The following is a 21,949-nucleotide window of genomic DNA, read 5'->3' as shown; positions in this document are numbered from 1 at the left end:
TTTTTCGGTGGGGTGGGTCAGGTGGTGCAGGCGGTCGCGCCGACGGCGAAGCCGCTCGGTGCGCCGGTCGAGCCGCCGGTGGCCTGGATGCCGATCGACACCGAGGCCCCGCCGGCGAGGTCGGGCGCCCAGGCGGGCGCCTTGGCGCTCGCCTGCTGCCCGGTCTGTGTGACGGTCGCGTTCCAGCCGCCGGTGATCTGCGTCCCGGACGGCACGGTCCAGCCGAGCGCCCAGTTCTTCAGCGCCGCGCTGCCGGTGTTCTTCAGCGTCACGGTGGCGGTGAAGCCGCCCTGCCAGGTGTTGTCGACGTGGTAGGTGACCCCGCAGCTCGACGCGGGCGGCGGGTCGGTCGTGCCGCCGCCCGAGCCCACCGGCGGGATCAGGTACGGCTGCAGGATCGCCTGCTTGGCCTGGTTGACCGTCGTCCAGTCGTCGTTGAGGATGCCGCCGGTGTCGCCCGAGTTCGGGTTCCACGACCAGTAGGTGAAGCTCATCCCGGACGGGCCCGTGCCGGCGTACTTCATCAGTTCCTGCAGCCAGACCTTGTCGCGCGGGTCGGCGAGCGTGGAGCCGAACTCCCCGAGCAGCACCGGCGCGATGTTCTGCTTGTGCAGGTAGCCGAAGAAATGGTCCCACAGCGCGGGCAGGTTCGCCGGGAACGCCGGGTCGGAAAACCATTTCTGGGCGAAGACCGAAGTCGCGTACTCGTGCGCGGAGTACACCAGCTTGTCCGGCTTGGACAGTCGCACCGGGAACTGCTTCGCCCCGGAGAGGTTGCCGCCCCACCAGCCGCACTCCGGGTCGCCGGTGCCGCCGACGCAGTCGACGCCTTCGACGACGATCAGCCAGTCCGGGTTCGCCGCGAGCACGGCGTTGCCGGCGCGCTCGGCGGCCAGCCGCCAGTCGGTCGCGGTGTCGCCGCAGCCCCAGCACGCTCCCCCGCCGCCCTGGATCGAGTGCGGTTCGTTGTGCAGGTCGGCGCCGATCACCGTCGGGTTGCCCTTGTAGTGCTGGGCCAGCATCGTCCAGTCGGAGATCCAGCGGCTTTCGGAGTACGCGCTGGTGTACCAGAGCGGGGACTGCGCGCCGGAGTCCGGCCGGTGCCGGTCCAGGAGCACGCGCATGCCCTTGACGCCGGCGTAGGCGACGATCTTGTCGAGCACCTGCAGGCCGGACAGGCCCTGCAGGTCCGGGTTCTGCACCTGGTCGATGCTGACCGGCTTGGACCCGGCGTCGAACAGCTGATTCGAGTACGGCAGCCGCAGCGTGTTGTACCCGAGCCCGGCCATCTGGTCGAGCATGTCCTTGTAGTTGCGGCTCCACAGCCCGTGCGGCGAGTAGTTGGCCGTCTCGGCACCGAACCAGTTGATCCCGGTCATCCGGACCGGTGCACCGGTCGAGTCGTACAGCTGGGATCCGGCAGCGTGCCAAAACCCGGTGCCGGTGCCGGCCGCCGCCGTGGCCTGCGGGGCCGCGGTGGCCGGGGACGCCGTGAGAACGGCGCCCCCGACCAGTGCGGCGACCACCAGCGAGAGCAGTCGCTTCATCAAGTGCCTCTCAGCCGAACAGGGCGACGTGCGCGGCGAACGCCGTGGCGATCTCCGACTGCGCCCAGAACCGGTGGTAGGTGAACGTCGGCGCAGCCCCGCCGTCCAGGTAGGCCTGGACCTTCGGCCACTGCGGGTCGCTCTTGTAGAACGACCGGATCGACAGGAACGTGGAGCTGGAGTTGATCGCGTCGCCGTTCGGCATGGTGCCCGTCCAGCCCGAGGGCACGTACAGCCCCTGGTCGGTCGTGGCGTTGTACTTGTCGTCGAACCGGTCGTAGTCCGTCCGGGTCTCCGGCACCGCGATGCCCTTGGCGTCGGTGTTGGCCGACAGGGCGTTCAGCAGCTGCTCCCCGACCGTCTTGGCCTGGGCGTTGCTCGACCCGGACGCGTAGTAGAGCAGCGTCTTGGCGAGCGAGGCCGCGACCCCGACGTCCTGGCTGTAGTTCTTCACCGCGACGTGCAGGCCGGTGTTCGACCCGGGGCTGGTGGCGTTCCACGTGTCCGGTGCGCCGCTCCAGGTCAGGTCGGACGGGATCTGGAAGCTCCCGCCCGCGCCGACCGTGGTGTTCGCGATCGCCCAGGGCACCCACTTGTCGAGGATCTTCTTCGCCCGGGCGTCACCGGTCGCCTGGTAGTACTCGGCGATCCGCTCCATGCCCCAGGTCTGGAAGCCGAACCACTGGTTGCTCGGCGGGTCGTGCCAGACCGGCTGCCAGTCGTAGTACATCCCGTAGAACGTCGGCGTGCCCGCGGGCGGGGTGCCGTACTGGCCGTCCCAGCTGTTGGTCGCACCGCCGGCGAGACCGCCTTCGGACGACTGCAGCCACTGCAGGAACTCCATCTGCCGGCTGAGGCTGGTCGCCCAGTCGGTCGCCCCGGTCGCCGAAGTGACCTTCAGGCCCGGATCGGCCGACAACGCGTACGCGGCCAGAGGGTTCTGGTAACCCTGGTGCGCCGCACCGTCGCCGATCCGCCACGCCCAGGCGCTGGACGAGTCCATCGAACCGCCCCAGGCGTAGTACCACGAGATGAGGTAGTGCTCGCTGTCCTTGCCGGTGCCCGCCGGGCAGCTCGCCGGGCCGACGCAGTTGCCGATCTTCTTGAAGTACTTGTCGAACAGCGAGTACCGCAGGTAGTCGCCCATCTTCGACGCCTTCTTCAGCACGGCCGCGACGTCGGCGCTCTTGCCCTGCGCCTGCGCCCACTTCTCGGCCTGGAAGGCCACCTGCACCACGCGGGCGTCCGCGTCGGGCGCGTCGGTGTACTTCCACTGCTTGGCGTAGGAGGAGTCGCCGGTGAACAGGTCGAGGTAGCCGTTCTTGCCACCGAACTTCAGCACGTCACAGCTGGGCTGCGTGACCGTCTCCCACACCGATTCCTGCGAGCCGCGCTGGAAGGTGTTGATGAACGCCGGCGCGGTGTTGGTGCCGTCCTCGCAGTGGCCGAACTTGTAGATGTTGTCCACGTCCAGCAGCCAGTGCATGCCGTAGACGTCCGGCGAGCCGTAGGCCGCCTTCAGCTCGGCCGCGATCGGGTCGGACCCGACCGGAACGTTCGACTGCAGCGGCGACGGGTACGACTTCGGGCTCGGGTACTCCGCCGCGTACGTCGCCGGCTTGGTGGCGTTGTAGCCGGAGTTGCCCGGCTGGTCCGCCGCCGACGGGATGGCGTAGGTCTCGATCGAGGTCCAGGCCTGGTTGAACGGGGCCCAGTCGCCGGTCACCCGGCCGTAGGACGCTTCCAGCCACAGGTAGTAGCTGAACGCCTCCGACGTCGTCTCGTGCCCGTGGTCCGGCGCCTCGACGATCAGCGTCTCGATCGAGTGGTAGGGCACCAGGATGTTGCCGAACTTCCGGAAGTAGCCGTTGTTCGGGTCCTTGATCTTGTTGTACTGCGTCAGGAACGCGAGCTGGTAGTCCGAAGTGGACGACGAGATCTCGTTCACCGTCACCGTCGCCGCGGTGTAGCCGGAGCTGCTCGCGGTGAAGGTCGCGCTGCCCAGGTCGCCGCCGTTGTCGGCGCTGGAGACCGTGACGTTCTGCGGCACGTTCCAGTTCGACGCCGTGAACGTCAGGCTCGCCGGAGCGGCCGTCAGGTCCGTGCTGCCCGCCGTCCGCGCGACCGCGACGGTCACCGGCGCGGACGGGGCACCGGCGAGGGAAACCGCGAACGTCGTCGTCCCGCCCTGCTTGACCTGCGCGGTCGCCGGGGCGGCGACGATGGTCGGCCCGGACAGGACCTTCACGCTGACCGGGCTGGAGGTCGTGCTGGCGCCCTTGTTGTCGTAGGCCTTGGCGCTGATCGAGTACGTCCCGGCCGGGACGTTGCCCCAGTTGCCTTCGAACGGCGCGGCGGTGTCGGTGGCCAGCAGCGTGTCACCGGCGTAGAACTCGACCTTGCTCACCGTGCCGTCGCTGTCCGCGGCCGTCGCGGCCAGCGGGATCGTCGCCGGGGCGTAGTAGGTGCCGGTCGAACTCGGCGAGGTCAGGGTTACCGTCGGCGCCTTGTTCGCGCCGGTGCACGCGGTGCCGTTCACCGAGAAGTCGGTCGGCGGGCGGTTGGCCGAGCCCTTCGTGCCGTTGAACCCGAACGACGTGCTCGCGCCCGTGTCGAGGTGGCCGTTGTAGGACAGGTTCGTCGCCGTGACCGCCGCGCCCGACTGGGCGAACGTGGCGCTCCAGCCCTGCTGGACCTTCTGGCCGTCGAGGAACGTCCAGCCGACCTTCCAGCTGTCGAACGGAGCTCCGTCGTTGCGCAGCGAGACGTTCGCGGTGAACCCGGTGTCCCAGTCGTTGGTGGTGTAGGTGACGGAACAGGCGATGTCGGCGCCGAGCGCCGGTGGTGGGGCGACCACCGCACCCGTGACCGCCAGCACGGCCGAGGCCAGTGCCAGCGCACGGGCGCGCTTTCGAGGAGAGGAACGCATGGCTGCGGAACTCCTTTGTCCGTAGGGAGCCAGCGATCTGGGAGCGCTTCCAGGCGCAGACGGTAGCCAGCCGGAAACCTGGATGTAAAGAATCGAGTCAGAAGGACACCGGGGCCCGGAACGTCACTTCTGCGCGTCCGGCGAGCGGCGGCGCACTGAACGCTCCTGAACAGCCGCCCCCGATGGTGGGCACATCACTCTTTCGGCCCAGCCAGGCGGTGACGCACCGTTTCGTGAAACGTTATTTAGCGCCGAACGTGTACACCTGCGCCGGAAAGCTCCCACCTACCGGGGAACGCCGGTCGGCGCAGCGCACGCGGAGTTGAGCGCGACCGGAGAACCGGCACGCGCCCAGCCGGACGACCCGCGTGTCCGGATGGACGACACGCGGGTTCGGCCGGACACGGTGGGTCAGCTGGAAGCGCGAACCGCCAGGGAGACCGGGAGGATGTGCTGGCGCGGCTTCAGGTTCTGGTCGTCGAGCAGCCGCATCAGGGTCTCGACCATGGCGTGGACCTGCTCGCGCGGGTCCTGGTGGACCGACGTCAGCGGCGGATCCATGGCCGGGGCCAGTGTCACGTTGTCGTCGAAGCTGACCACCGCGACGTCGTCCGGGACGCGGCGGCCCGCGCCGCCGAGGGTGCGCAGCGCGCCCACGGCCATCATGTCGCTGGCGACGAACACCGCGTCGAGGTCCGGGTGCCGGGCCAGCAGCGACGACATCGCGTTCGCGCCGCCCGAGAGGGTGAAATCGCCCTCTTCGGCCAGGTCGGCGGGGTCGAGCCCGGCGTCGAGAAGGGTCTTGCGCCAGCCGGCGAGGCGGTCGATCGGGGCGCTCTGGTCCTGGGGGCCGGCGATCGTGGCGATCCGCCGCCTGCCGGAGGCGACCAGGTGCTCGACCGCCAGCCGGGCGCCGCCCTCGTTGTCGAAGTCGACGACGTGGACACCGCGGCGGATGCCGGCCGCCTGGCCGCCGAACACCACCGGGATGCGCAGCAGCCGCAGCGCCTTCGGCAGCGGGTCGGCCCGGTGCGGGGCGAACACGAGCGCGCCGTCGACGTGGCCGCCCTCGAGGAACCGGACCGTGCGGCTCAGGTCCTCGCGGATGTCGCTGAAGATCAGCACCATCTGGCGGCCGACGTCGGCGAGCTCCCGGTAGCCCGCCCGCATGACGGCGGCGCGGTAGGGGTCGTCGAGCAGCCGGGACTCCGGCTCCGACAGCACCACCGCGATCGCCCCGGTGCGGCGCGTGACCAGCGACCGCGCCGCCTGGTTCGGGGAATAGCCCAGGTCACGGGCCGCGGCCAGGACCTTCTCGCGCGCCGCCGCGCTGACGTACGCGTCGTCGTTCAACGCCCGTGACGCCGTCGACCGCGACACACCGGCGAACGCCGCGACGTCCTCCAGTGTCGGCCGTTCTTCATCCCCTGCTCGAGGCCCCACGGCACCGCCCTCGCTCACCCTCTGCAACTCTGACCGTCTCAGCTTAACGTTCACGTCCTCGCGCGTCCGGGAGCGCTCCTCGCAGGAAACACTCCGGTTACGACCTCTTGACACCGGTAAGGGGCCCCACCAGACTCTCCCACACCTGGGAGCGCTCCCAGATCGGCTCCCAGCAGTGAGAGCGCTCATTCCCGTCAACAAGGTGGTTGGACACGTGAGAACGATCCGGAACGGCCTGGTCCTGGCACTGGGCATCACGATGACGGCGCTCGGCGCCTCGGCCTGCAGCGGGGGCGGTGACACGAACACGCCGGCGGCCGCGAACCCGAACGAGAAGGTCGAGCTGACGCTGGCGACGTTCACCGAGTTCGGCTACGAGGGCCTCATCCCGGAGTACGAGCGGCTGCACCCGAACATCAAGATCACCCACCGCAAGACCGGCCAGGGCGGTCCCTACCACGAGGAACTCGTCACCAAGCTGGCCGCGGGTTCCGGTCTCGCCGACGTGACGGCCCTCGAAGAGGGTCACCTGTCGGACTTCCTCGACAAGGGCTCCAAGTTCAACGACCTGAGCAAGATCGGCCCGGCCGACGCCTCCCCGGACCGCTGGCTGAGCTGGAAGTACGAAGCCGCCAAGACCAAGGACGGCAAGCTCATCGGCTACGGCACCGACATCGGCCCGCTCGCCATGTGCTACCGCAAGGACATGTTCAAGGCCGCCGGCCTGCCGGACGACCCCGAAGCCGTCAAGCCGCTGTTCGCCACCTGGGACAGCTACTTCGCGGCCGGCGCGGACTTCGTGAAGAAGAGCAACGGCAAGGCCTGGTTCGACTCGGCCTCGCAGAACTTCAACGCGATGGTCAACCAGCTTCCCGAGGGCTACATCAACAAGGACGACAAGCTGGCCGTCGAGAGCAACCAGGGCCTCAAGGACGCCTGGACCAAGGTCACCGACGCGGTCGCCAAGGGCGAGTCGGCCAAGCTCACGGCGTTCAGCCCCGAGTGGGAAGCCAGCTTCAAGCAGAGCGCGTTCGCCACGAAGGTGTGCCCGGCGTGGATGCTCGGCGTCATCAAGGAGCACGCCGGCCCGGAGAACGCGGGCAAGTGGGCGGTCACCGCGGCGTTCCCCGGCGGCGGCGGCAACTGGGGTGGCTCGTACCTGACCGTCCCGACGCAGTCGAAGCACCCGAAGGAAGCCGCCGAACTCGCGGCCTGGCTGACCGCGCCCGAGCAGCAGATCAAGGCGTTCCAGGCCAAGGGCACCTTCCCCAGCCAGGTCAAGGCGCTCTCGGACCCGGCGCTGCTGAACTACACCAACGACTACTTCGGCGACACGAAGGTCGGCCAGCTGTTCGCCGAGCAGGCCAAGAAGGTCCAGAAGCCGCAGTACAAGGGCCCCGGTGACGGCCAGATCCAGGAAAACGCGTCCAGCCCGGCCCTGCAGGCGGTCGAACAGGGCAAGCCGGCGGCGGACGCGTGGAACCAGATGGTCGAAGCCGCGAAGAAGATCACGCGCTGAACCGATGACCGTCATCGACAAGGTCGCGCCAGAAGGGAGTAAGGCCGGGGAGCGGGTGTCTCCCCGGCCCACCTTCCGTCACCGGTTGAGCCGGTGGGACGTCAAGGTCTCGCCGTACCTCTACATCGCCCCCTTCTTCGTCGTGTTCGGGATCGTCGGCCTGTTCCCGCTGCTCTACACGGCGTACGTCTCGATGTTCAAATGGGAGGCCGGGGCCGACCACCCCGACTTCCTCGGCTTCGGCAACTACACCGAGCTGTTCGCGGACACGCAGTTCTGGAACGCGCTGGTCAACACGATCAGCATCTTCCTGCTCTCCAGCATCCCGCAGCTGATCATCGCGATCCTGCTGGCGGCGCTGCTCAGCGCCCGGTTGCGCGGCGCGACCGGCTGGCGCGTGGGCATCCTGCTCCCGTACGCGGCCAGTCTCGTCGCCATCGGCATCATCTTCGCCAACCTGTTCGGCTCGAAGTACGGGCTGATCAACGGCGTGCTGCAGACCTTCGGACTGGACCCGATCGAATGGCAGGCCAACCGGTTCGCCAGCCACGTCGCCATCGCGATCATGGTGAACTGGCGCTGGACCGGGTACAACGCCCTGATCGTGCTGGCGGCCATGCAGGCCATCCCGAAGGAACTGCACGAGGCGGCGCTGATCGACGGCGCCGGCACGTGGCGCCGCTTTTGGAACGTCACCCTGCCGCTGCTGCGGCCGACGCTGATCTTCATCACCATCACCTCGACGATCGGTGGCCTGCAGATCTTCACCGAGCCGAAGCTGTTCGACGCCATGCCGGGGTCGAACAACGGCGGTTCCACCAACCAGTTCCAGACCGTGACGCTGTACCTCTACCAGACGGCGTTCCAGAACGCCGACCTCGGCTACGCCTCGGCGATCGCCTGGGTGCTGTTCCTGATCATCGTGCTCATCGCGCTGGCGAACTTCTTCATCACCAGCCGGATCGCCAGCACCCCGGCGGTGAAGGTGAAGAAGAAATGACCACACTCCAGAGTGATGTCCAAGGCCGTGACCTCGGCGGTGACACGAGGAAGCCGGGCCTCCGGCAGAAGGTCGCCACGCTCGGCAGGCCCCGCAAGGCGACCTACGTCGTGCTGGCGATCTTCGTGCTCGGTTCGCTGTTCCCGTTCTACTGGTCGTTCCTGGTGGCCAGCCGCGACAACGGGATGCTCACCGAGCGCATCCCGCCGTTCGTGCCCGGCGGCAACTTCTTCGCCAACGCCGCGCGGGTGTTCGACACCGTGCCGTTCTGGAAGGCGCTGGCCAACAGCGTCATCGTGTCCGGCACGGTGACGCTGACGACCGTGTTGTTCTCCTCGCTGGCCGGCTTCGCCTTCGCGAAACTGCGCTTCCGGGGGCGCAACAAGGCGTTCGTGTTCATCGTCGTGACCCTCGCGGTGCCCACCCAGCTCGGCATCATCCCGCTGTTCATCGCGATGTCCGAACTGGGCTGGACGGGGAGCCTGGCGGCGGTGATCGTGCCCAACCTGGTCACCGCGTTCGGGGTGTTCTGGATGCGGCAGTACACGCTCGACGCGCTGCCGTACGAGCTCGTCGAGGCCGCGCGCGTCGACGGCTGCAGCATGATCCGGATCTTCTGGAACGTCTGCATGCCCGCCGTCCGCCCGGCCGCGGCGATCCTCGCGATGTTCACGTTCATGATGTCGTGGAACGACTTCCTGTGGCCGCTCGTCGTGCTGGACGCCGGCAACCCCACCGTCCAGGTGGCCCTGGAGAAGCTGCAGAGCGGCTACTACATCGATTATTCGCTCGTCCTGGCCGGCACGACCTTGGCCACCATTCCCATCCTCATCGTCTTCGTCCTCCTCGGCCGCCAGATCGTGGCCGGGATCATGCAAGGTGCCGTGAAAGGGTGAACATGTCCGTACATCCCGACAGCGTTCGGGCGGAGACCGCGTTGATGTTCCCGCCTGGCTTCGTCTGGGGCGCCGCCACCGCGGCGTTCCAGGTCGAAGGAGCCACGACGGCCGACGGGCGCACCGACTCGGTCTGGGACGTCTTCGCCCGCCGCCCGGGTGCGGTCCGGGGCGGCGACAACGGCGAGCCGGCGGCCGACCACTACCGCCGGTACTCCGAAGACGTCGGGCTGATGCGCCGGCTCAACCTCGGTGCGTACCGCTTCTCGCTGGCCTGGCCGCGGGTGCGGCCGGACGGCGGCGAGCCGAACGCCGCCGGGCTCGCCTTCTACGACCGGCTGGCCGACTGCCTGCTCGAGTCCGGGATCCAGCCGTGGGCCACGCTGTACCACTGGGACCTCCCGCAGGCGCTGGAGGAGAAGGGCGGCTGGACCAACCGGGACACCGCCTACCGGTTCGCCGAGTACACCGAGACCGTGCTGGAGCGGCTCGGTGACCGCGTCGCCAGCTGGTCGACGCTCAACGAGCCGTGGTGCGCCGCGATGCTCGGCTACGCGGGCGGCATCCACGCGCCCGGCCGCACCGACCATCCGGCGGCCGTCGCGGCCACGCACCACCTGCTGCTGGGACACGGCCTGGCGATGGACATCATCCGGCGGCACGCCCCGGGCACCGCGGCCGGCATCACGCTGAACCTGTACCCGGTCGCTCCGCACGACCCGGCCAACGTCGCCGACGTCGCCGCGGCCCGGCGCATCGACGGCCTGCAGAACCGGCTGTTCCTCGACCCGGTGCTGAGCGGCGGCTACCCGGACGACCTGGTCGCCGACCTCGAGCCGTTCGGCCTGGGCTCCGTCGTGCGCGACGACGACGCCGCGGTCATCGCCGCGCACGTCGACTGGCTGGGCGTGAACTACTACCGCGACTACCGCGTCGCGGGCCGTCCGGTGCCGGGCAGCGAGCCGGCGGGCCCGGAGTGGGTCGGTGCCGCCGACGTGCACTTCGTCCCGGACCCGGCGGCTCCCCGCACCGACTCGGGCTGGGAGGTCCAGCCGGCCGGGCTGACCGAGTCCCTGCTGCAGGTGCACCGCGGCTACCGGCCGGTGCCGCTGTACATCACGGAGAACGGCGCGTCCTACCCCGACGTCGTCTCCGACGGCGGTGACATCGTCGACACCGACCGCGTGGCGTTCCTCGACTCGCACCTGCGGGCGGCGCACGACGCCATCCAGGCCGGCGTCGACCTGCGCGGGTACTTCTACTGGTCGCTGCTGGACAACTTCGAGTGGGCCGAGGGGTACGCGAAGCGGTTCGGCCTGGTCCACGTCGACTACGCCACGCAGCGGCGGACGCCGAAGCAGAGCGCCCACTGGTACTCCCGGGTGATCGGCCTCAACGGCCTCGGCTGAGGGGGTTCGTGGCGGGCACCGGCGCGGGTGCCCGCCACGTCTCACTCGCAGTGAATGACTCATTCCTGGCGTCGGAGGCCAGGAATGAGTCATTCACTGCATCTGCCGGAGGGGGGTGCATTCCGGAACCGCCGTTGCCAGACTGGCCGGTATGGGACTGCGCAGCGAAGCTTGGTTCAACAACCCCGCCGACCCCGGCATGACCGCGCTCTACCTCGAGCGCTACCAGAACTGGGGCCTGACCCGGGAGGAGCTGCAGTCCGGCAAGCCGATCATCGGGATCGCGCAGACCGGCTCCGACCTGACCCCCTGCAACCGCCACCACCTGCAACTGGCCGACCGGACGCGTGAAGGCATCCGCGAGGCGGGCGGGGTCGCGATCGAGTTCCCGGTCCACCCCATCCAGGAAACCGGCAAACGCCCCACCGCCGCGCTCGACCGCAACCTCGCCTACCTCGGCCTGGTGGAGACCCTCTACGGCTACCCGATCGACGGCGTCGTGCTCACCACCGGCTGTGACAAGACCACCCCCGCGTGCCTGATGGCCGCCGCGACCGTCGACCTGCCCGCGATCGTGCTCTCCGGCGGTCCGATGCTCAACGGCTGGTACAACGGCGAGCGCACCGGGTCCGGCACGATCATCTGGAAGGCGCGGGAGCTGCTCGCCGCCGGGGAGATCGACGACACCGGATTCATGGAGCTCGTCGCGTCGTCCGCGCCGTCACCGGGGCACTGCAACACGATGGGCACGGCGTCCACGATGAACGCGCTCGCCGAAACCCTGGGGATGAGCCTGCCCGGCTGCGCGGCCATCCCGGCCCCGCACCGCGACCGGGCGCGGATGGCCTACCGGACCGGGCTGCGGATCGTCGAGATGGTCCGCGAGGACCTCAAGCCCTCGGACATCCTGACGCGCGAAGCGTTCGAGAACGCCATCGTCGTGAGCTCCGCGATCGGCGGCTCCACCAACGCGCCCATCCACATCGGGGCGATCGCCCGGCACATCGGCGTCGACCTGCCCCTCGACGACTGGCAGCGGCTCGGCCACGGCGTCCCGCTGCTGGTCGACCTGCAGCCCGCGGGCAAGTACCTCGGCGAGGAGTTCCACCGCGCGGGCGGCGTCCCGGCCGTGGTGCACGAGCTGATGCGGCACGGGCTGATCCACGAGGACGCGCCCACCGTCAACGGCCGCACCCTGGGCGACAACTGCCGCGACGCCGAGGCGGGCGACCGGGACGTCATCCGCACCTTCGACACCGCGCTCCTGCCCGACGCCGGCTTCCTGGTGCTGAAGGGCAACCTCTTCGACGCGGCGATCATGAAGTCCAGCGTGATCTCGCCGGAGTTCCGGCGCCGGTACCTGGCCGGGGGTGTCTACGAAGGCACCGCGGTCGTGTTCGACGGCCCCGAGGACTACCACGCGCGCATCGACGAGGAGGACCTCGGCGTCGACGAGCACTCGCTGCTGGTCATGCGCGGCACCGGCCCGCTCGGCTACCCCGGCTCGGCGGAGGTGGTCAACATGCGGCCGCCCGCCGAGCTGATCAAGCGGGGCGTGCACGAGCTGCCCTGCCTCGGCGACGGCCGCCAGTCGGGCACCTCCGGCTCGCCGTCGATCCTCAACGCCTCCCCCGAAGCCGCGGCGGGCGGCGGTCTCGCCGTGCTGCGGACCGGCGACCGGGTCCGGATCGACCTCGGCGCCGGCACCGCGGACGTGCTGATCCCCGACGACGAACTCGCGCGGCGCCACCGGGAACTGGCCGAGGCCGGCGGGTACCCGGTACCGGAGTCGCAGACGCCGTGGCAGGAGATCCAGCGGTCGATGGTCGACCAGCTGTGTGACGGCATGGTGCTGCGGCCGGCCGTGGCCTACCAGCGCATCGCGGCGACGAAGGGAATCCCCCGCGACAACCACTGAGGTTTCCCGCTTCGGAAGCGGGGAAAACGGGTACTCCGCTCGATAGCCGAGGCGAGGAGGCCCCCATGCTCCCGGATCGAGAACGGCACGCCCTGCGCGAAATCGAGGCCGAGCTGCGCGCGAGTGATCCCGCGTTCGCCGCCGCCTTCAGCGGCCCCAAGCTGCGTTCGCCCCGGCGCTGGAACCTGTTGCTGGTACTCAGCGACGTCACCGCGGTGGTGATGCTGCTCGTCGGCCTGTTCGCCCGCGACGCCGCGCTCGTGCTCTGGGGCACGGTGAGCGCGGGCGCCTTGGTGGCCTGGCACATCGCCCGCGCCGAGTCGGCCCGCGAGTCCACTGAGGACGGTGCGACACCGGCCGGAACGCCCTGACGAACCCACAGAACGGCCGCCCCCGGAACTCGCGCCGGGGGCGGCCGTTCTGCGTCGAAGCGCCACTCAGTCGTAGGACAGCGCCTCGACCAGCTCGCCGGCACTCGGGTTCGACAGTGCCCTGGCCACGTCGGCCTGGGCGACGATCCCGACCAGGTCGTGCCCGTCGATCACCGGCAGCCGGCGGACGCGGTGCTCGGACATCGTGCGCAGGATCTCCTGGGCGTCGTCGTCCGCGCCGATCGTGACGACCTCGCCCTGGGCGAGCTCGCCGACGTGGACCGCGCGCGGGTCCTTGCCCTCGGCCAGCACCTTCACCACGATGTCGCGGTCGGTGATCATGCCCTTCAGCCGGTTGTCCTCGCCGCAGATCGGCAGGGCGCCGACGCCCTTCTGCGCCATCGTGACCGCGGCGTCGTGCACGGTGTCGGACTCCCGGGCGCAGGTCGCGTCCGACGTCATGATGTCGCGTGCGGTGGTCATCCTGGACTCCTTTCTCCTGGCGGTGTTGTTCCGGCTACCCGGGCCGGCCGCGTTTACCCCTCCCCCGTCCGGGGAATTTCTCCGGGCATGCCGGATTCCCGCGGTGCCGAGCCGCCGGACACCACCGACCTCACCCGGTTGCGGTCGGCTGCGTCCGGCTGCCAGGGGTGCCACCTGTACCAGGACGCCACGCAGACGGTCTTCGGCGAAGGTTCGGCCGGGGCGAAGGTTCTCGTCGTCGGCGAGCAGCCGGGCGACAAGGAAGACCTCGCGGGCGAGCCGTTCGTGGGACCCGCCGGGAAGCTGCTGGACCGCGCCTTCGAGGAAGCCGGCTTCGACCGGCAGGCCCTGTACGTCACCAACGCGGTCAAGCACTTCAAGTTCAAGCGTGACGAACGCGGAAAGCGCCGGATCCACCAGAAACCGGGCCGCACCGAAGTGGTCGCGTGCCGCCCGTGGCTGCTGGCGGAACTGCGCGCGGTGCGCCCCGAACTCGTGCTGCTGCTGGGTGCGACGGCCGCGCAGTCGTTGCTGGGCCCGAAGTTCCGGTTGACCGCCCACCGGGGCGAGCCCCTGGAACCGCCGGCGGACCTGGCGGAGCTGGTGCCGTCGGCCGTGGCGACGGTCCACCCCTCGGCGGTGCTGCGGGCTCCCGACCGGGACGACGCCTACGCGGGCTTCGTCGCCGACCTGAAAGCCGCGGGCAAGCTCCTCAAGTGAGCTGCTTCAGCGCCGCTTCGGCCGAGCCCGCGTGCTCGTCCAGCTCGCGCCAGGGATCCTCTTTGCGGGCCAGCCTCTGCTTCTCCTTGCCCAGCGCCCAGCCGTCCGGGTCCGCCTTGCCCAGCTCGCGCCAGCCCAGCGGGGTCGCGGCCGCCGCACCCGGGCGGGCACGCAGCGAGTACGGGGCCACGAACGTCTGGGCGTAGGAGTTGCGGTTGGCGTCCAGGAAGATCCGGTCGCCGCGCTTTTCCTTGCGCTGGGCGGTGGTCAGGCGATCCGGGTCGTCGGCGGCGACCCGGTCGGCGAGGGCACGCGAGAGCTCCAGCACCACGTCCGTGTCCGACTTCGCGTCCAGCGGCGCGAGGACGTGGAACCCGCGGCCGCCGGTGGCCTGGACGAACGCCGTCAGCCCCACCCGCTCGTAGTGGTCGCGGATGCGCCGCGCCACCGCACGCAGCTCGGCCACCGGGGTGCCGTCCGGCGGGTCGAGGTCCAGCACCAGCCGGTCCGGCCGCTCCGGCGCGGCGACCGTGGACAACCAGACGTGGAACTCCACCGTCCCCTGGTTCGCCAGGTACTCCAGCGTCCCGGCGTCCTCGCACACGACGTATTCGTCGGTGCCGCCACCGCGCCGGGGAACGCGCTCGACGCGGATCGAGTCCGGGAAGTGCTCCCCCGGGTGCTTCTGGAACCAGCCGGGCTTCCCGATGCCGTCGGGGAAGCGCCGCAGCGTCAGCGGGCGGCCGCGCAGGTGCGGCAGCATGACGTCCGCGACGGCGCGGTAGTACTCGACGACGTCCCCCTTGGTCAGCCCGTCTTCGGGGTAGAACACCTTGTCCGGGTGGGAAGTCTTCACGCGCGCTCCCGTACGACGTCGGCGGCCTTCTTGTCCTCGCGCAGCCCGGCGAACCGCGGGTGCCGCAGCCGCCCGTCCCGCGTCCACTCGGAGAAGCCGATCTGCGCCACCAGCTCGGGGCGCACCCAGTGGGCACCGGGTTCCTTGACCGGCCCGGCGAACGGCGAGCGGGTCGTCTCCCGCTCCCGCAGCTGTGCGTGCAGCGACGTCAGCAGCCGCTCGTCGAACCCGGTGCCGACCTTGCCGGCGTACTTGAGGGCACCGTCTTCGTGGTAGCCGAGCAGGAGCGCGCCGAAGCCGTGGCGGGCGCCCTGCGGGTCGGTGAAGCCGCCGATGACGAGTTCCTGGCCCTGCGCGCACTTGAACTTCAGCCAGTCGGGTGACCGCCCGTGGTGGTACGGCGCGTCCGCCCGTTTCGCGATGACGCCTTCCCAACCGCGCCGGCACGCTTCTTCGAAGAACTTCTCGCCCTCGGTGTTGCGGTGCGACGACAGCCGGAGCGGGTCCGCGAAGTCGAACGCGTCCCGCAGCAGCGCCTTCCGCTGCCGCAAGGGCAGTCCGGTCGTGTCCTGGTCGTCGAAGTACAGCAGGTCGAACAGGTAGTAGTAGACGCGCACGCCGGTCGCCCGGGCCCGCGCGGGGTCGCTGATGTGGATCCGGGGCTGCAGCGCGGCGAAGCTGGTGTTCGCGCCGTCGAAGGCGACGATCTCGCCGTCGGCGACGAACCGCGGGCCACCCTGATCCGCGAGGGCCTCGACGAGCTCCGGGTAGGCGTTGTCCATCACCTTGTGATTGCGCGAATAGAGCGTCGGCGTGCCGCCGTCGCGCACGCAGATCGCGCGGACGCCGTCCAGCTTGCGCTCGAAGATCCAGTCCTCGTCGGAGAACCGGCGGTCGGTGAGCGTGGCCAGGGTCGGCTCGCGCCAGCCGGGCCCGGTCACGACGCCTTCAGCGCCTTCTCGAGCTCGGCACGCGTCATCTTCGACCGGCCCTTCACGCCCTGTTCGCGGGCCAGCTTGTCCAAATCGGACTTCGACAGCTCGGACAGCGCCGGCTTGGCCGCCTTCTTCTTCGCCGCCTTCTTCTTCGGTTCCTCGCCGCCACCGCCCTTGCGGTTCTTGACACTCCGCGACAGCGCCTCGAACAGGTCCACCACGTCGGCCGAAGGCTCCGGCTCCTCCTCGTGGGCGATCTCCTTGCCGGCTTCCTTCGCCTTGATCAGCTCTTCGACGCGCTTCGAGTACTCGTCGCGGTACTCCTCGGGCTTCCACGGCGCGGTCATCTCGTCGACCAGCGCGAGGGCCATGTCGAGCTCCTTGGGCCGCGGCTTCGGCAGGTCCGGCAGCTTGCCCATGACGTCCTTGGGCTTCCGCAGGTCGGCGACGAAGTGCAGCGTGTTGAGCACCATGACGTCCTCGCCGGCGCGGATGGCGGCGAGGTATTCCTTGCCGCGCAGCACGAATTTCGCGACACCGGCTTTCTCGCTGCGGTCCATCGCCTGCAGCAGCAGGCCGTACGCCTTGGCGAAGTCCTCCTTCGCCGGCTTGAGCCAATACGTCTTGTCGAAGAACCACGGGTCGATCTCGTCGAGCTCGACGAACTGCTCGATGTCGATCCGGCGCGACCGCTCGGGCGCGATCTCGTCCAGTTCGTCGGGTTCGACCAGCACGTGATCGCCGCCGCCGAGGTCGTAGCCCTTGACGATCTCGTCCTGGGTGACCTCTTCGCCGGTCCGCTCGTTGACCCGCCGGTTGCGGATCCGGTCCGACGTCCCGCGTTCGAACTGGTGGAAGTGGATCGTGTGGTCCGCCACCGCCGGGTACAGCTCCACCGGCACGGTGACCAGCCCCAGGCTCAGCGCGCCGCTCCACACCGGTCGGGCCATGTCGTCCTCCCCCGGTCTCAGGCGACGTCGCTGCTGCGCTGACCGCTCCGGTGCAGCCCCAGCATGTCCAGCAGCCGCGCGCAGTCCTCGGGGTCCTTGGCCCGCGCGGCGACGGCCAGTGCGGCCCTGCGGCGCGTGCGTTCCAGCTCCGGCGAGTCGGCGCCGTCGACGAGGAGGTCCGCCACCGGCCGCAGATCGTTGCGCTTATCTCGCATGTTCGCTCCCTCCAGCAATCCCGTGCGCGGGCGGATTACCCAGGATCACCGCACGCGACACGGACGTCACCGAAGATCCGCGACGACTAGGCCGAACGAGTGACTTCGGCCGGTCCCGGCCCCGGAGACGGGCAAGGTGGTGAGACCCACGTCACAGCAGGAGGCCGCATGGGCACCCAGATCCGCATCAGCCGCGAAGACGGCTCACTGCCCTGCGAGGTCTGCGGCTTCCCGACAATGCACGTGGCGCAGGTCGTCGCCGACGACGGCACGGTGCTGGGCCGCACCCTGGTCTGCACGACGTGCCAGCGCGGCAAGCAGCGCCCGGAGCCGGCCCCGGTCGAGTCCGCGGCACCGCCGGACGAGGTCCCAGCCGGCTGACCCCTGCCGCGGCCGGTCGTGAGTGGTAAGGCGGGTTAGAACCCGCCTTACCACTCACGACGGGACGTGCGTGCGGGGCCGGGTGGGTCAGGCGGTGGTCGTCGCGACCGCCGCCACGAACTCCGCCGCCACCTCGTGGAGCTTCCGGTTGCCGTCCTGTGAACGCTTCACCAGGCGCTGGAAGGCTTCCTCCGCGGTGATCCGGTGCGCGGCCATCAGGATCCCCTTGGCCTGGTCGATCACCGCGCGGGTCTCCAGCGCGCGGTTGAGCTGGTCGACCAGTTCGCGGGCCGCGAAGTAGCGTCGCGCGCTGCGCAGGCCGAAGACCACGGTCGCCGTGTACAGCTCGAGGATCTTGGTGCCCAGCTCGCTGAACCCGTGCTCGCCGAACCCGAAGAGGTTCACCGCGCCCGACATGTCCTCGTCCACCGTCAGCGGTGCGGCGAGGAAACTGGCCACGCCCAGCTGCGCGGCCGACGTGACGAACTGCGGCCACAGGTCGCCGACCGCGCCGACGCCCACGCGGACCGGCTGGCCCGTCTCGGCGGCGCGCAGGCAGGGCCCGTCCCCGATCCGGTACTGCTCGCGGTCGAAGTTCACCGCCCGCTGGTCGGTGCTGGCCACCGTCTCCGGGACCCCGTCGCGCACCAGCGTGATGCTGGCCATGTCGGCCCCCGGCACCACCTGCACGACGTGATCGCACACCGCCTGGAGCATCTGGCCGAGGTCGAGCTCGCTGTCCAGCATCGCGGTCAGCGACTCCATCGCGAGCGTGACTTCGTCCAGCCGCGCGGTGAGCTGCTCATGGCCGCCCGTCATCCTGGTGACGCCCCTCCTTCTTCGAACAGGGCGCTCTCAACCAGGGGGGACCCGGGCGCGCGCCACTAGTGGGCCGCTAGCGCTTTAACGGGTCCAGCGCGAGATTACTGCATCGCGATCAGGCCGGGCACGAGCGGTCACCGCCGCGGCGCGGCGCACGCCCGTTCGGAGCAACGACGGTTGCGAGCCGTGGGCGCAGGGTTAGGCTCGGTAGCACGGTTCAACCAGCAGCCGCTTCGTTCTCCAGAGCGCGGCGCTGCGGCCGCGCCGCACCCCCGAACGGTGGCGAACCGGCATGAACCTCCCTCGGCCTCGGCATCCCAACCTCCGGCTGCGTACGGCGTGGCCCGCTCCGCACGCGGTCCTGGTGACCGCGCGCGGCGACCTCGACAGCGCGACGGCGGGCGATCTGGCCGCGCTGCTCTCCGACCGCCTGTGGGCGACGCCGGAACGGCTGGTCGTCGACCTGTCCGAAGTGGACTTCCTCGGCGTGGCGGGCGTCCGGGTGCTGCTGCACGCGGCCCTGCAGGCCGACCAGGCGGGCACCGAGCTGCTGGTGGTCACCGGGACGAACCCGATGGTCCGCCGGGCTCTGCAGGTGACCGGGGCCGACCGGCGCCTGGCGCTGGCCGACCAGCGGCCCGCCCCCGCGCCGGCCTGACCCGGCGTGCCCTCTAACCCCGCAGGGCCGGGAGCAGTTCCTTCTCGGCGAAGTCGAGGAAGCCGTCCTGCTGGTCGCCGCCGATCTGGACCAGCGCCACGTCGGTGAAGCCCGCCTTCTCGAACTCCTGCACCGCCTCGGCGATCGGTTCGACGTCCGGGCCGCAGGGGATCGAGCCGGCGACGTCGTCCTCGCGGACGAACTGCGTCGCCCCGGCGAACCCGGCGGGCCCCGGGAGCTCGGCGTTGACCTTCCAGCCGCCGGCGAACCAGCGGAACTGCTCGTGCGCGCGCTTCACCGCGGCGTCGCGGTCGGTGCCCCACGAGACGGGCAGCTGCCCGACCTTGCGGCTCGGCGCGCCACCCAGCTTCGTCGCGTCCCACTCCTGGGACAGCTCCACCTTCGGCTCGACCGCGATCATCACGTCCGCCACCGGGGCGAACCGCCGGACCGACTGCGAACCGGACACCGCGACCCCGATCGGGGTCCGCTTCTCGGGCAGGTCCCACAGCTTCGCCGAGTCGACGCGGAAGTGCTTGCCCTCGTAGTCGACGTAGCCGCCGCCGAACAGGCTGCCGATGATGTCCACGGCCTCGGCGAGCATTTCGTGCCGGACGTTGGCCGGCGGCCAGCCGCGGCCGATGACGTGCTCGTTGAGGTTCTCGCCGGCACCGAGACCGAGGGTGAACCGGCCGCCGGAGAGCGCCTGCACGGTCGCCGCCTTCTGCGCCACCACGGCCGGGTGGTAGCGCATGGTCGGGCAGGTCACGTAGGTCATCAGCTCGGCACGCTCGGTCACCTGGCTGACCGCGCCCAGCACGGCCCAGGCGTAGGGCGCGTGCCCCTGTTCGTCCAGCCAGGGCGAGTAGTGATCGCTCATGACTTCGAAGTCGAAGCCGGCCCGTTCCGCACCGGCGGCGAACCGGACCAGGTCGTTCGGGCCCGCCTGCTCGGTCATCAGGGTGTAGCCGATCCGCATCGGTCCCTCCTCTCGGGGCGAAGCCCCGGTTGTCACGGCTCTCCGCTTACCCGGAGGCCCGGCGCGGTAACCGCCACGACCGGGACGTTTACCCGGCGATCAAGCGGGTACTCACCCCGCGAGACGAAGGGAGCGGGCATGCCTCAGTCGTGGAGCGGCAAGCGCGAACGCCAGTACGAGCACATCAAGGACTCGGCCGAGGACCGCGGTGCGAGCACGAAGCGGGCCAAGGAGATCGCGGCCCGGACGGTGAACAAGAACCGCGCCCAATCGGGTGAGTCCCGGCAGGCCAGCAAGACGTCGCTGAAGGGCAAGTCGCCGCAGCAGCGCGGCGGTGAGCGGTCCGGCAACCGGAAGGGCCCGGGCGGCCCCACGAAGGACCAGCTCTACAACGAAGCGAAGAAGAAGAACATCGAAGGCCGCTCCAAGATGACCAAGAAGGAACTCGAACGGGCGCTGGGCCGGTGACGATACCCGAAATCCCTGATCACGAAGTGTCAGCATTACACCGGATGGGTAGTACCTCGCGTATGGAAGAAACTCGAAGCGACAGCTCGTTCGGTGGCAAGCCGACCGTCGACGAGCTGCTCGACGAACTCGTCGAGCTGCGGCTCCCCGCGATGGCGGAGCAGATCCCGCTGGTCCGGATGCTCACGCACGGCGTGGTCTCGCGCGCGGACTTCGGTTTGGACGCCATCGCCGACGCCAAGATGGCGGTCGACGAGGCGTGCGCGCAGCTGGTCCAGCTGGCCGAGCTCGGCTCGCAGCTGCAGTGCCGCTTCCGCCTGGCCCCCGACGGCCTCCATGTCATCGTTTCGACCCGGTCGAGTGACCCTCGGCCGCCAAGCGACCGCACGTTCGGCTGGCACGTCCTGACCACCCTTAGCCGGTCGGTGACGGCCCACTGCGATGCGCTGCCCGGTGGGGGTGCGGGCATCGTCACGATCGAACTGGTGCTCAACCCGGGAACGAGCGCGTGAGCGCCGAGCGGAAAACCCTCCTCCACCGCCCGGACGAATATGCCCACTGCGAGCCGCTGTTCGAGGAGCTGGGCACCCTCGACGCCGGCGACCCGCGGCGGGAGGTCGTCCGGGGCAAACTCGTCACCGAGCTGCTCCCCCTGGCCGAGCACATCGCCACCCGCTTCTCCGGCCGCGGCGAGCCCCGCGAGGACCTGGTCCAGGTGGCGCGGATCGGCCTGATCAACGCGGTCGACCGGTTCGACCCCACCCGGGGCCACGACTTCCTGTCCTTCGCGGTGCCGACCATCATGGGCGAGGTCCGCCGCCACTTCCGCGACACGGGCTGGTCGGTCCGCGTCCCCCGCCGGCTCAAGGAGCTGCACCTGTCCCTGAGCCAGGGGTCGGCGGTGCTCTCCCAGCGCCTGGGCCGCGCCCCGACCCCGACCGAGCTGGCGGAGCACCTGAACCTCGACGTCGAGGAGGTGCGCGAAGGTCTCTTGGCGGGCAACGCGTACCAGGCCCTCTCGGTGGACAAGCCGGTCCACGACGACGCCGAGGCGCTGTCCCTGGCGGACACCATGGGCGAGCCGGACCACGAGATGGCCATGGTGGAGAACCACGAGGCCCTCCAGCCACTGCTGCAGGAACTCCCCAAGCGCGAGCGGGCCATCCTGGTAATGCGCTTCTTCGGCGGCTTGACCCAGACCCAGATCGCCGACCGCGTGGGCATTTCCCAGATGCACGTGTCGAGGTTGCTGTCGCAGACCCTGGAGCAGCTGCGCGGCAAACTCACCGGCGAGGTCTGAGCCGCCTCGCTCGCAGGTCGGCCACGCCGCAACCGCCCCATCCCCGCCCACTTCGGCCACACCCCCTGCCGACCCGATACGGCCGTTGAACAATCCGGCGTTCGGGCCGGCGGGGGAAATCCGGCAGGACTAGCCCGTCAGGGGCTCAAA

The 21,949-nt window shown here is 70.0% G+C and carries 22 protein-coding genes; 12 read left to right on the top strand and 10 right to left on the bottom strand.

The window, feature by feature from the left end; translation table 11 throughout:
- Positions 1–17: 17 nt before the first annotated feature.
- From ACFPLC_RS34475 to ACFPLC_RS34465, 3 genes are all read right to left on the bottom strand, one after another.
- On the bottom strand, positions 18–1,547 hold the full coding sequence (locus ACFPLC_RS34475) for a cellulase family glycosylhydrolase (RefSeq protein ID WP_378191140.1): 1,530 nt from the start codon (positions 1,545–1,547) through the stop codon (positions 18–20).
- Between the two features lie 10 nt (positions 1,548–1,557).
- Complete coding sequence (locus ACFPLC_RS34470) at positions 1,558–4,476, bottom strand: glycoside hydrolase family 48 protein (protein ID WP_378191142.1); 2,919 nt, start codon at positions 4,474–4,476, stop codon at positions 1,558–1,560.
- 411 nt (positions 4,477–4,887) lie between these two features.
- On the bottom strand, positions 4,888–5,883 hold the full coding sequence (locus tag ACFPLC_RS34465; protein WP_191314539.1) for a LacI family DNA-binding transcriptional regulator: 996 nt from the start codon (positions 5,881–5,883) through the stop codon (positions 4,888–4,890).
- Between the two features lie 250 nt (positions 5,884–6,133).
- Between ACFPLC_RS34465 and ACFPLC_RS34460 the strand changes: the two genes are divergently transcribed.
- The 6 genes from ACFPLC_RS34460 to ACFPLC_RS34435 all read left to right on the top strand — a co-directional run bounded on the left by ACFPLC_RS34460 (position 6,134) and on the right by ACFPLC_RS34435 (position 13,032).
- Complete coding sequence (locus tag ACFPLC_RS34460; RefSeq protein WP_378191144.1) at positions 6,134–7,438, top strand: ABC transporter substrate-binding protein; 1,305 nt, start codon at positions 6,134–6,136, stop codon at positions 7,436–7,438.
- A gap of 4 nt (positions 7,439–7,442) precedes the next feature.
- Positions 7,443–8,438 (top strand): carbohydrate ABC transporter permease, encoded by a 996-nt coding sequence (locus ACFPLC_RS34455; protein ID WP_378191147.1) that lies wholly within the window; start codon positions 7,443–7,445, stop codon positions 8,436–8,438.
- Complete coding sequence (locus ACFPLC_RS34450; RefSeq protein ID WP_191314487.1) at positions 8,435–9,334, top strand: carbohydrate ABC transporter permease; 900 nt, start codon at positions 8,435–8,437, stop codon at positions 9,332–9,334. The genes ACFPLC_RS34455 and ACFPLC_RS34450 overlap by 4 nt, the downstream gene beginning before the upstream one ends.
- On the top strand, positions 9,331–10,743 hold the full coding sequence (locus ACFPLC_RS34445; RefSeq protein WP_378191151.1) for a GH1 family beta-glucosidase: 1,413 nt from the start codon (positions 9,331–9,333) through the stop codon (positions 10,741–10,743). The genes ACFPLC_RS34450 and ACFPLC_RS34445 overlap by 4 nt, the downstream gene beginning before the upstream one ends.
- Before the next feature lie 151 nt (positions 10,744–10,894).
- The gene (locus tag ACFPLC_RS34440; protein ID WP_378191153.1) at positions 10,895–12,661 is read left to right on the top strand and encodes an IlvD/Edd family dehydratase; all 1,767 of its coding nucleotides are present in this window, start codon (positions 10,895–10,897) and stop codon (positions 12,659–12,661) included.
- 65 nt (positions 12,662–12,726) lie between these two features.
- Positions 12,727–13,032: a DUF3040 domain-containing protein gene (locus ACFPLC_RS34435; RefSeq protein ID WP_378191155.1), complete on the top strand. Its 306-nt coding sequence runs from the start codon at positions 12,727–12,729 to the stop codon at positions 13,030–13,032.
- A 66-nt stretch (positions 13,033–13,098) separates the two neighbouring features.
- Here ACFPLC_RS34435 and ACFPLC_RS34430 read toward each other — a convergent pair whose 3' ends face one another.
- On the bottom strand, positions 13,099–13,515 hold the full coding sequence (locus ACFPLC_RS34430; protein ID WP_043781305.1) for a CBS domain-containing protein: 417 nt from the start codon (positions 13,513–13,515) through the stop codon (positions 13,099–13,101).
- Between the two features lie 87 nt (positions 13,516–13,602).
- On the opposite strand from ACFPLC_RS34430, the gene ACFPLC_RS34425 reads away from it, so the two are divergent.
- Positions 13,603–14,235 carry a UdgX family uracil-DNA binding protein gene (locus ACFPLC_RS34425; protein ID WP_191314483.1) on the top strand — a complete coding sequence of 211 codons (633 nt, stop codon included), beginning with the start codon at positions 13,603–13,605 and terminating at the stop codon, positions 14,233–14,235.
- On the opposite strand, the gene ligD (ACFPLC_RS34420) is transcribed toward ACFPLC_RS34425, so the two are convergent.
- From ligD (ACFPLC_RS34420) to ACFPLC_RS34405, 4 genes are read right to left on the bottom strand one after another with little or no spacing between them, the layout of a single operon-like run.
- Positions 14,228–15,091: a non-homologous end-joining DNA ligase gene (ligD, locus tag ACFPLC_RS34420; protein ID WP_378191157.1), complete on the bottom strand. Its 864-nt coding sequence runs from the start codon at positions 15,089–15,091 to the stop codon at positions 14,228–14,230. The genes ACFPLC_RS34425 and ligD (ACFPLC_RS34420) overlap by 8 nt on opposite strands.
- A complete protein-coding gene (gene ligD / locus ACFPLC_RS34415; RefSeq protein WP_378191159.1) occupies positions 15,088–16,032 on the bottom strand; it encodes a non-homologous end-joining DNA ligase in 945 nt (314 codons plus the stop codon). Before ligD (ACFPLC_RS34415) ends, ligD (ACFPLC_RS34420) begins: the two co-directional genes overlap by 4 nt.
- Positions 16,029–16,976, bottom strand: a complete 948-nt coding sequence (gene ku / locus ACFPLC_RS34410; RefSeq protein ID WP_191314480.1) for a non-homologous end joining protein Ku — start codon at positions 16,974–16,976, stop codon at positions 16,029–16,031. The genes ligD (ACFPLC_RS34415) and ku overlap by 4 nt, the downstream gene beginning before the upstream one ends.
- Positions 16,977–16,993: 17 nt before the next feature.
- Positions 16,994–17,191 (bottom strand): hypothetical protein, encoded by a 198-nt coding sequence (locus tag ACFPLC_RS34405; RefSeq protein WP_191314479.1) that lies wholly within the window; start codon positions 17,189–17,191, stop codon positions 16,994–16,996.
- A gap of 168 nt (positions 17,192–17,359) precedes the next feature.
- Between ACFPLC_RS34405 and ACFPLC_RS34400 the strand changes: the two genes are divergently transcribed.
- Entirely contained in the window at positions 17,360–17,572 is a 213-nt protein-coding gene (locus tag ACFPLC_RS34400; protein ID WP_378191161.1) for a hypothetical protein, read from the top strand.
- Positions 17,573–17,659: 87 nt separating this feature from the next.
- On the opposite strand, the gene ACFPLC_RS34395 is transcribed toward ACFPLC_RS34400, so the two are convergent.
- Entirely contained in the window at positions 17,660–18,391 is a 732-nt protein-coding gene (locus ACFPLC_RS34395) for an ANTAR domain-containing response regulator (RefSeq protein ID WP_378191163.1), read from the bottom strand.
- Between the two features lie 295 nt (positions 18,392–18,686).
- Between ACFPLC_RS34395 and ACFPLC_RS34390 the strand changes: the two genes are divergently transcribed.
- Entirely contained in the window at positions 18,687–19,052 is a 366-nt protein-coding gene (locus ACFPLC_RS34390; RefSeq protein ID WP_378191165.1) for an STAS domain-containing protein, read from the top strand.
- 13 nt (positions 19,053–19,065) lie between these two features.
- Here ACFPLC_RS34390 and ACFPLC_RS34385 read toward each other — a convergent pair whose 3' ends face one another.
- Positions 19,066–20,031, bottom strand: coding sequence for an LLM class F420-dependent oxidoreductase (locus tag ACFPLC_RS34385; protein ID WP_378191167.1), 966 nt, complete (start codon positions 20,029–20,031; stop codon positions 19,066–19,068).
- Between the two features lie 138 nt (positions 20,032–20,169).
- Between ACFPLC_RS34385 and ACFPLC_RS34380 the strand changes: the two genes are divergently transcribed.
- From ACFPLC_RS34380 to ACFPLC_RS34370, 3 genes are all read left to right on the top strand, one after another.
- Positions 20,170–20,499, top strand: a complete 330-nt coding sequence (locus ACFPLC_RS34380) for a plasmid stabilization protein (protein WP_378191169.1) — start codon at positions 20,170–20,172, stop codon at positions 20,497–20,499.
- Positions 20,500–20,561: 62 nt separating this feature from the next.
- On the top strand, positions 20,562–21,011 hold the full coding sequence (locus ACFPLC_RS34375; RefSeq protein ID WP_086844481.1) for an ATP-binding protein: 450 nt from the start codon (positions 20,562–20,564) through the stop codon (positions 21,009–21,011).
- Positions 21,008–21,799, top strand: a complete 792-nt coding sequence (locus tag ACFPLC_RS34370) for a SigB/SigF/SigG family RNA polymerase sigma factor (protein WP_378191172.1) — start codon at positions 21,008–21,010, stop codon at positions 21,797–21,799. The genes ACFPLC_RS34375 and ACFPLC_RS34370 overlap by 4 nt, the downstream gene beginning before the upstream one ends.
- Positions 21,800–21,949 lie beyond the last annotated feature (150 nt).

The organism is Amycolatopsis plumensis, from assembly GCF_042652605.1.
Lineage (GTDB): Bacteria > Actinomycetota > Actinomycetes > Mycobacteriales > Pseudonocardiaceae > Amycolatopsis > Amycolatopsis plumensis.
The sequence above is the reverse complement of the archived record's forward strand: the minus strand, read 5'-3'. Positions and strand labels throughout refer to the sequence as shown.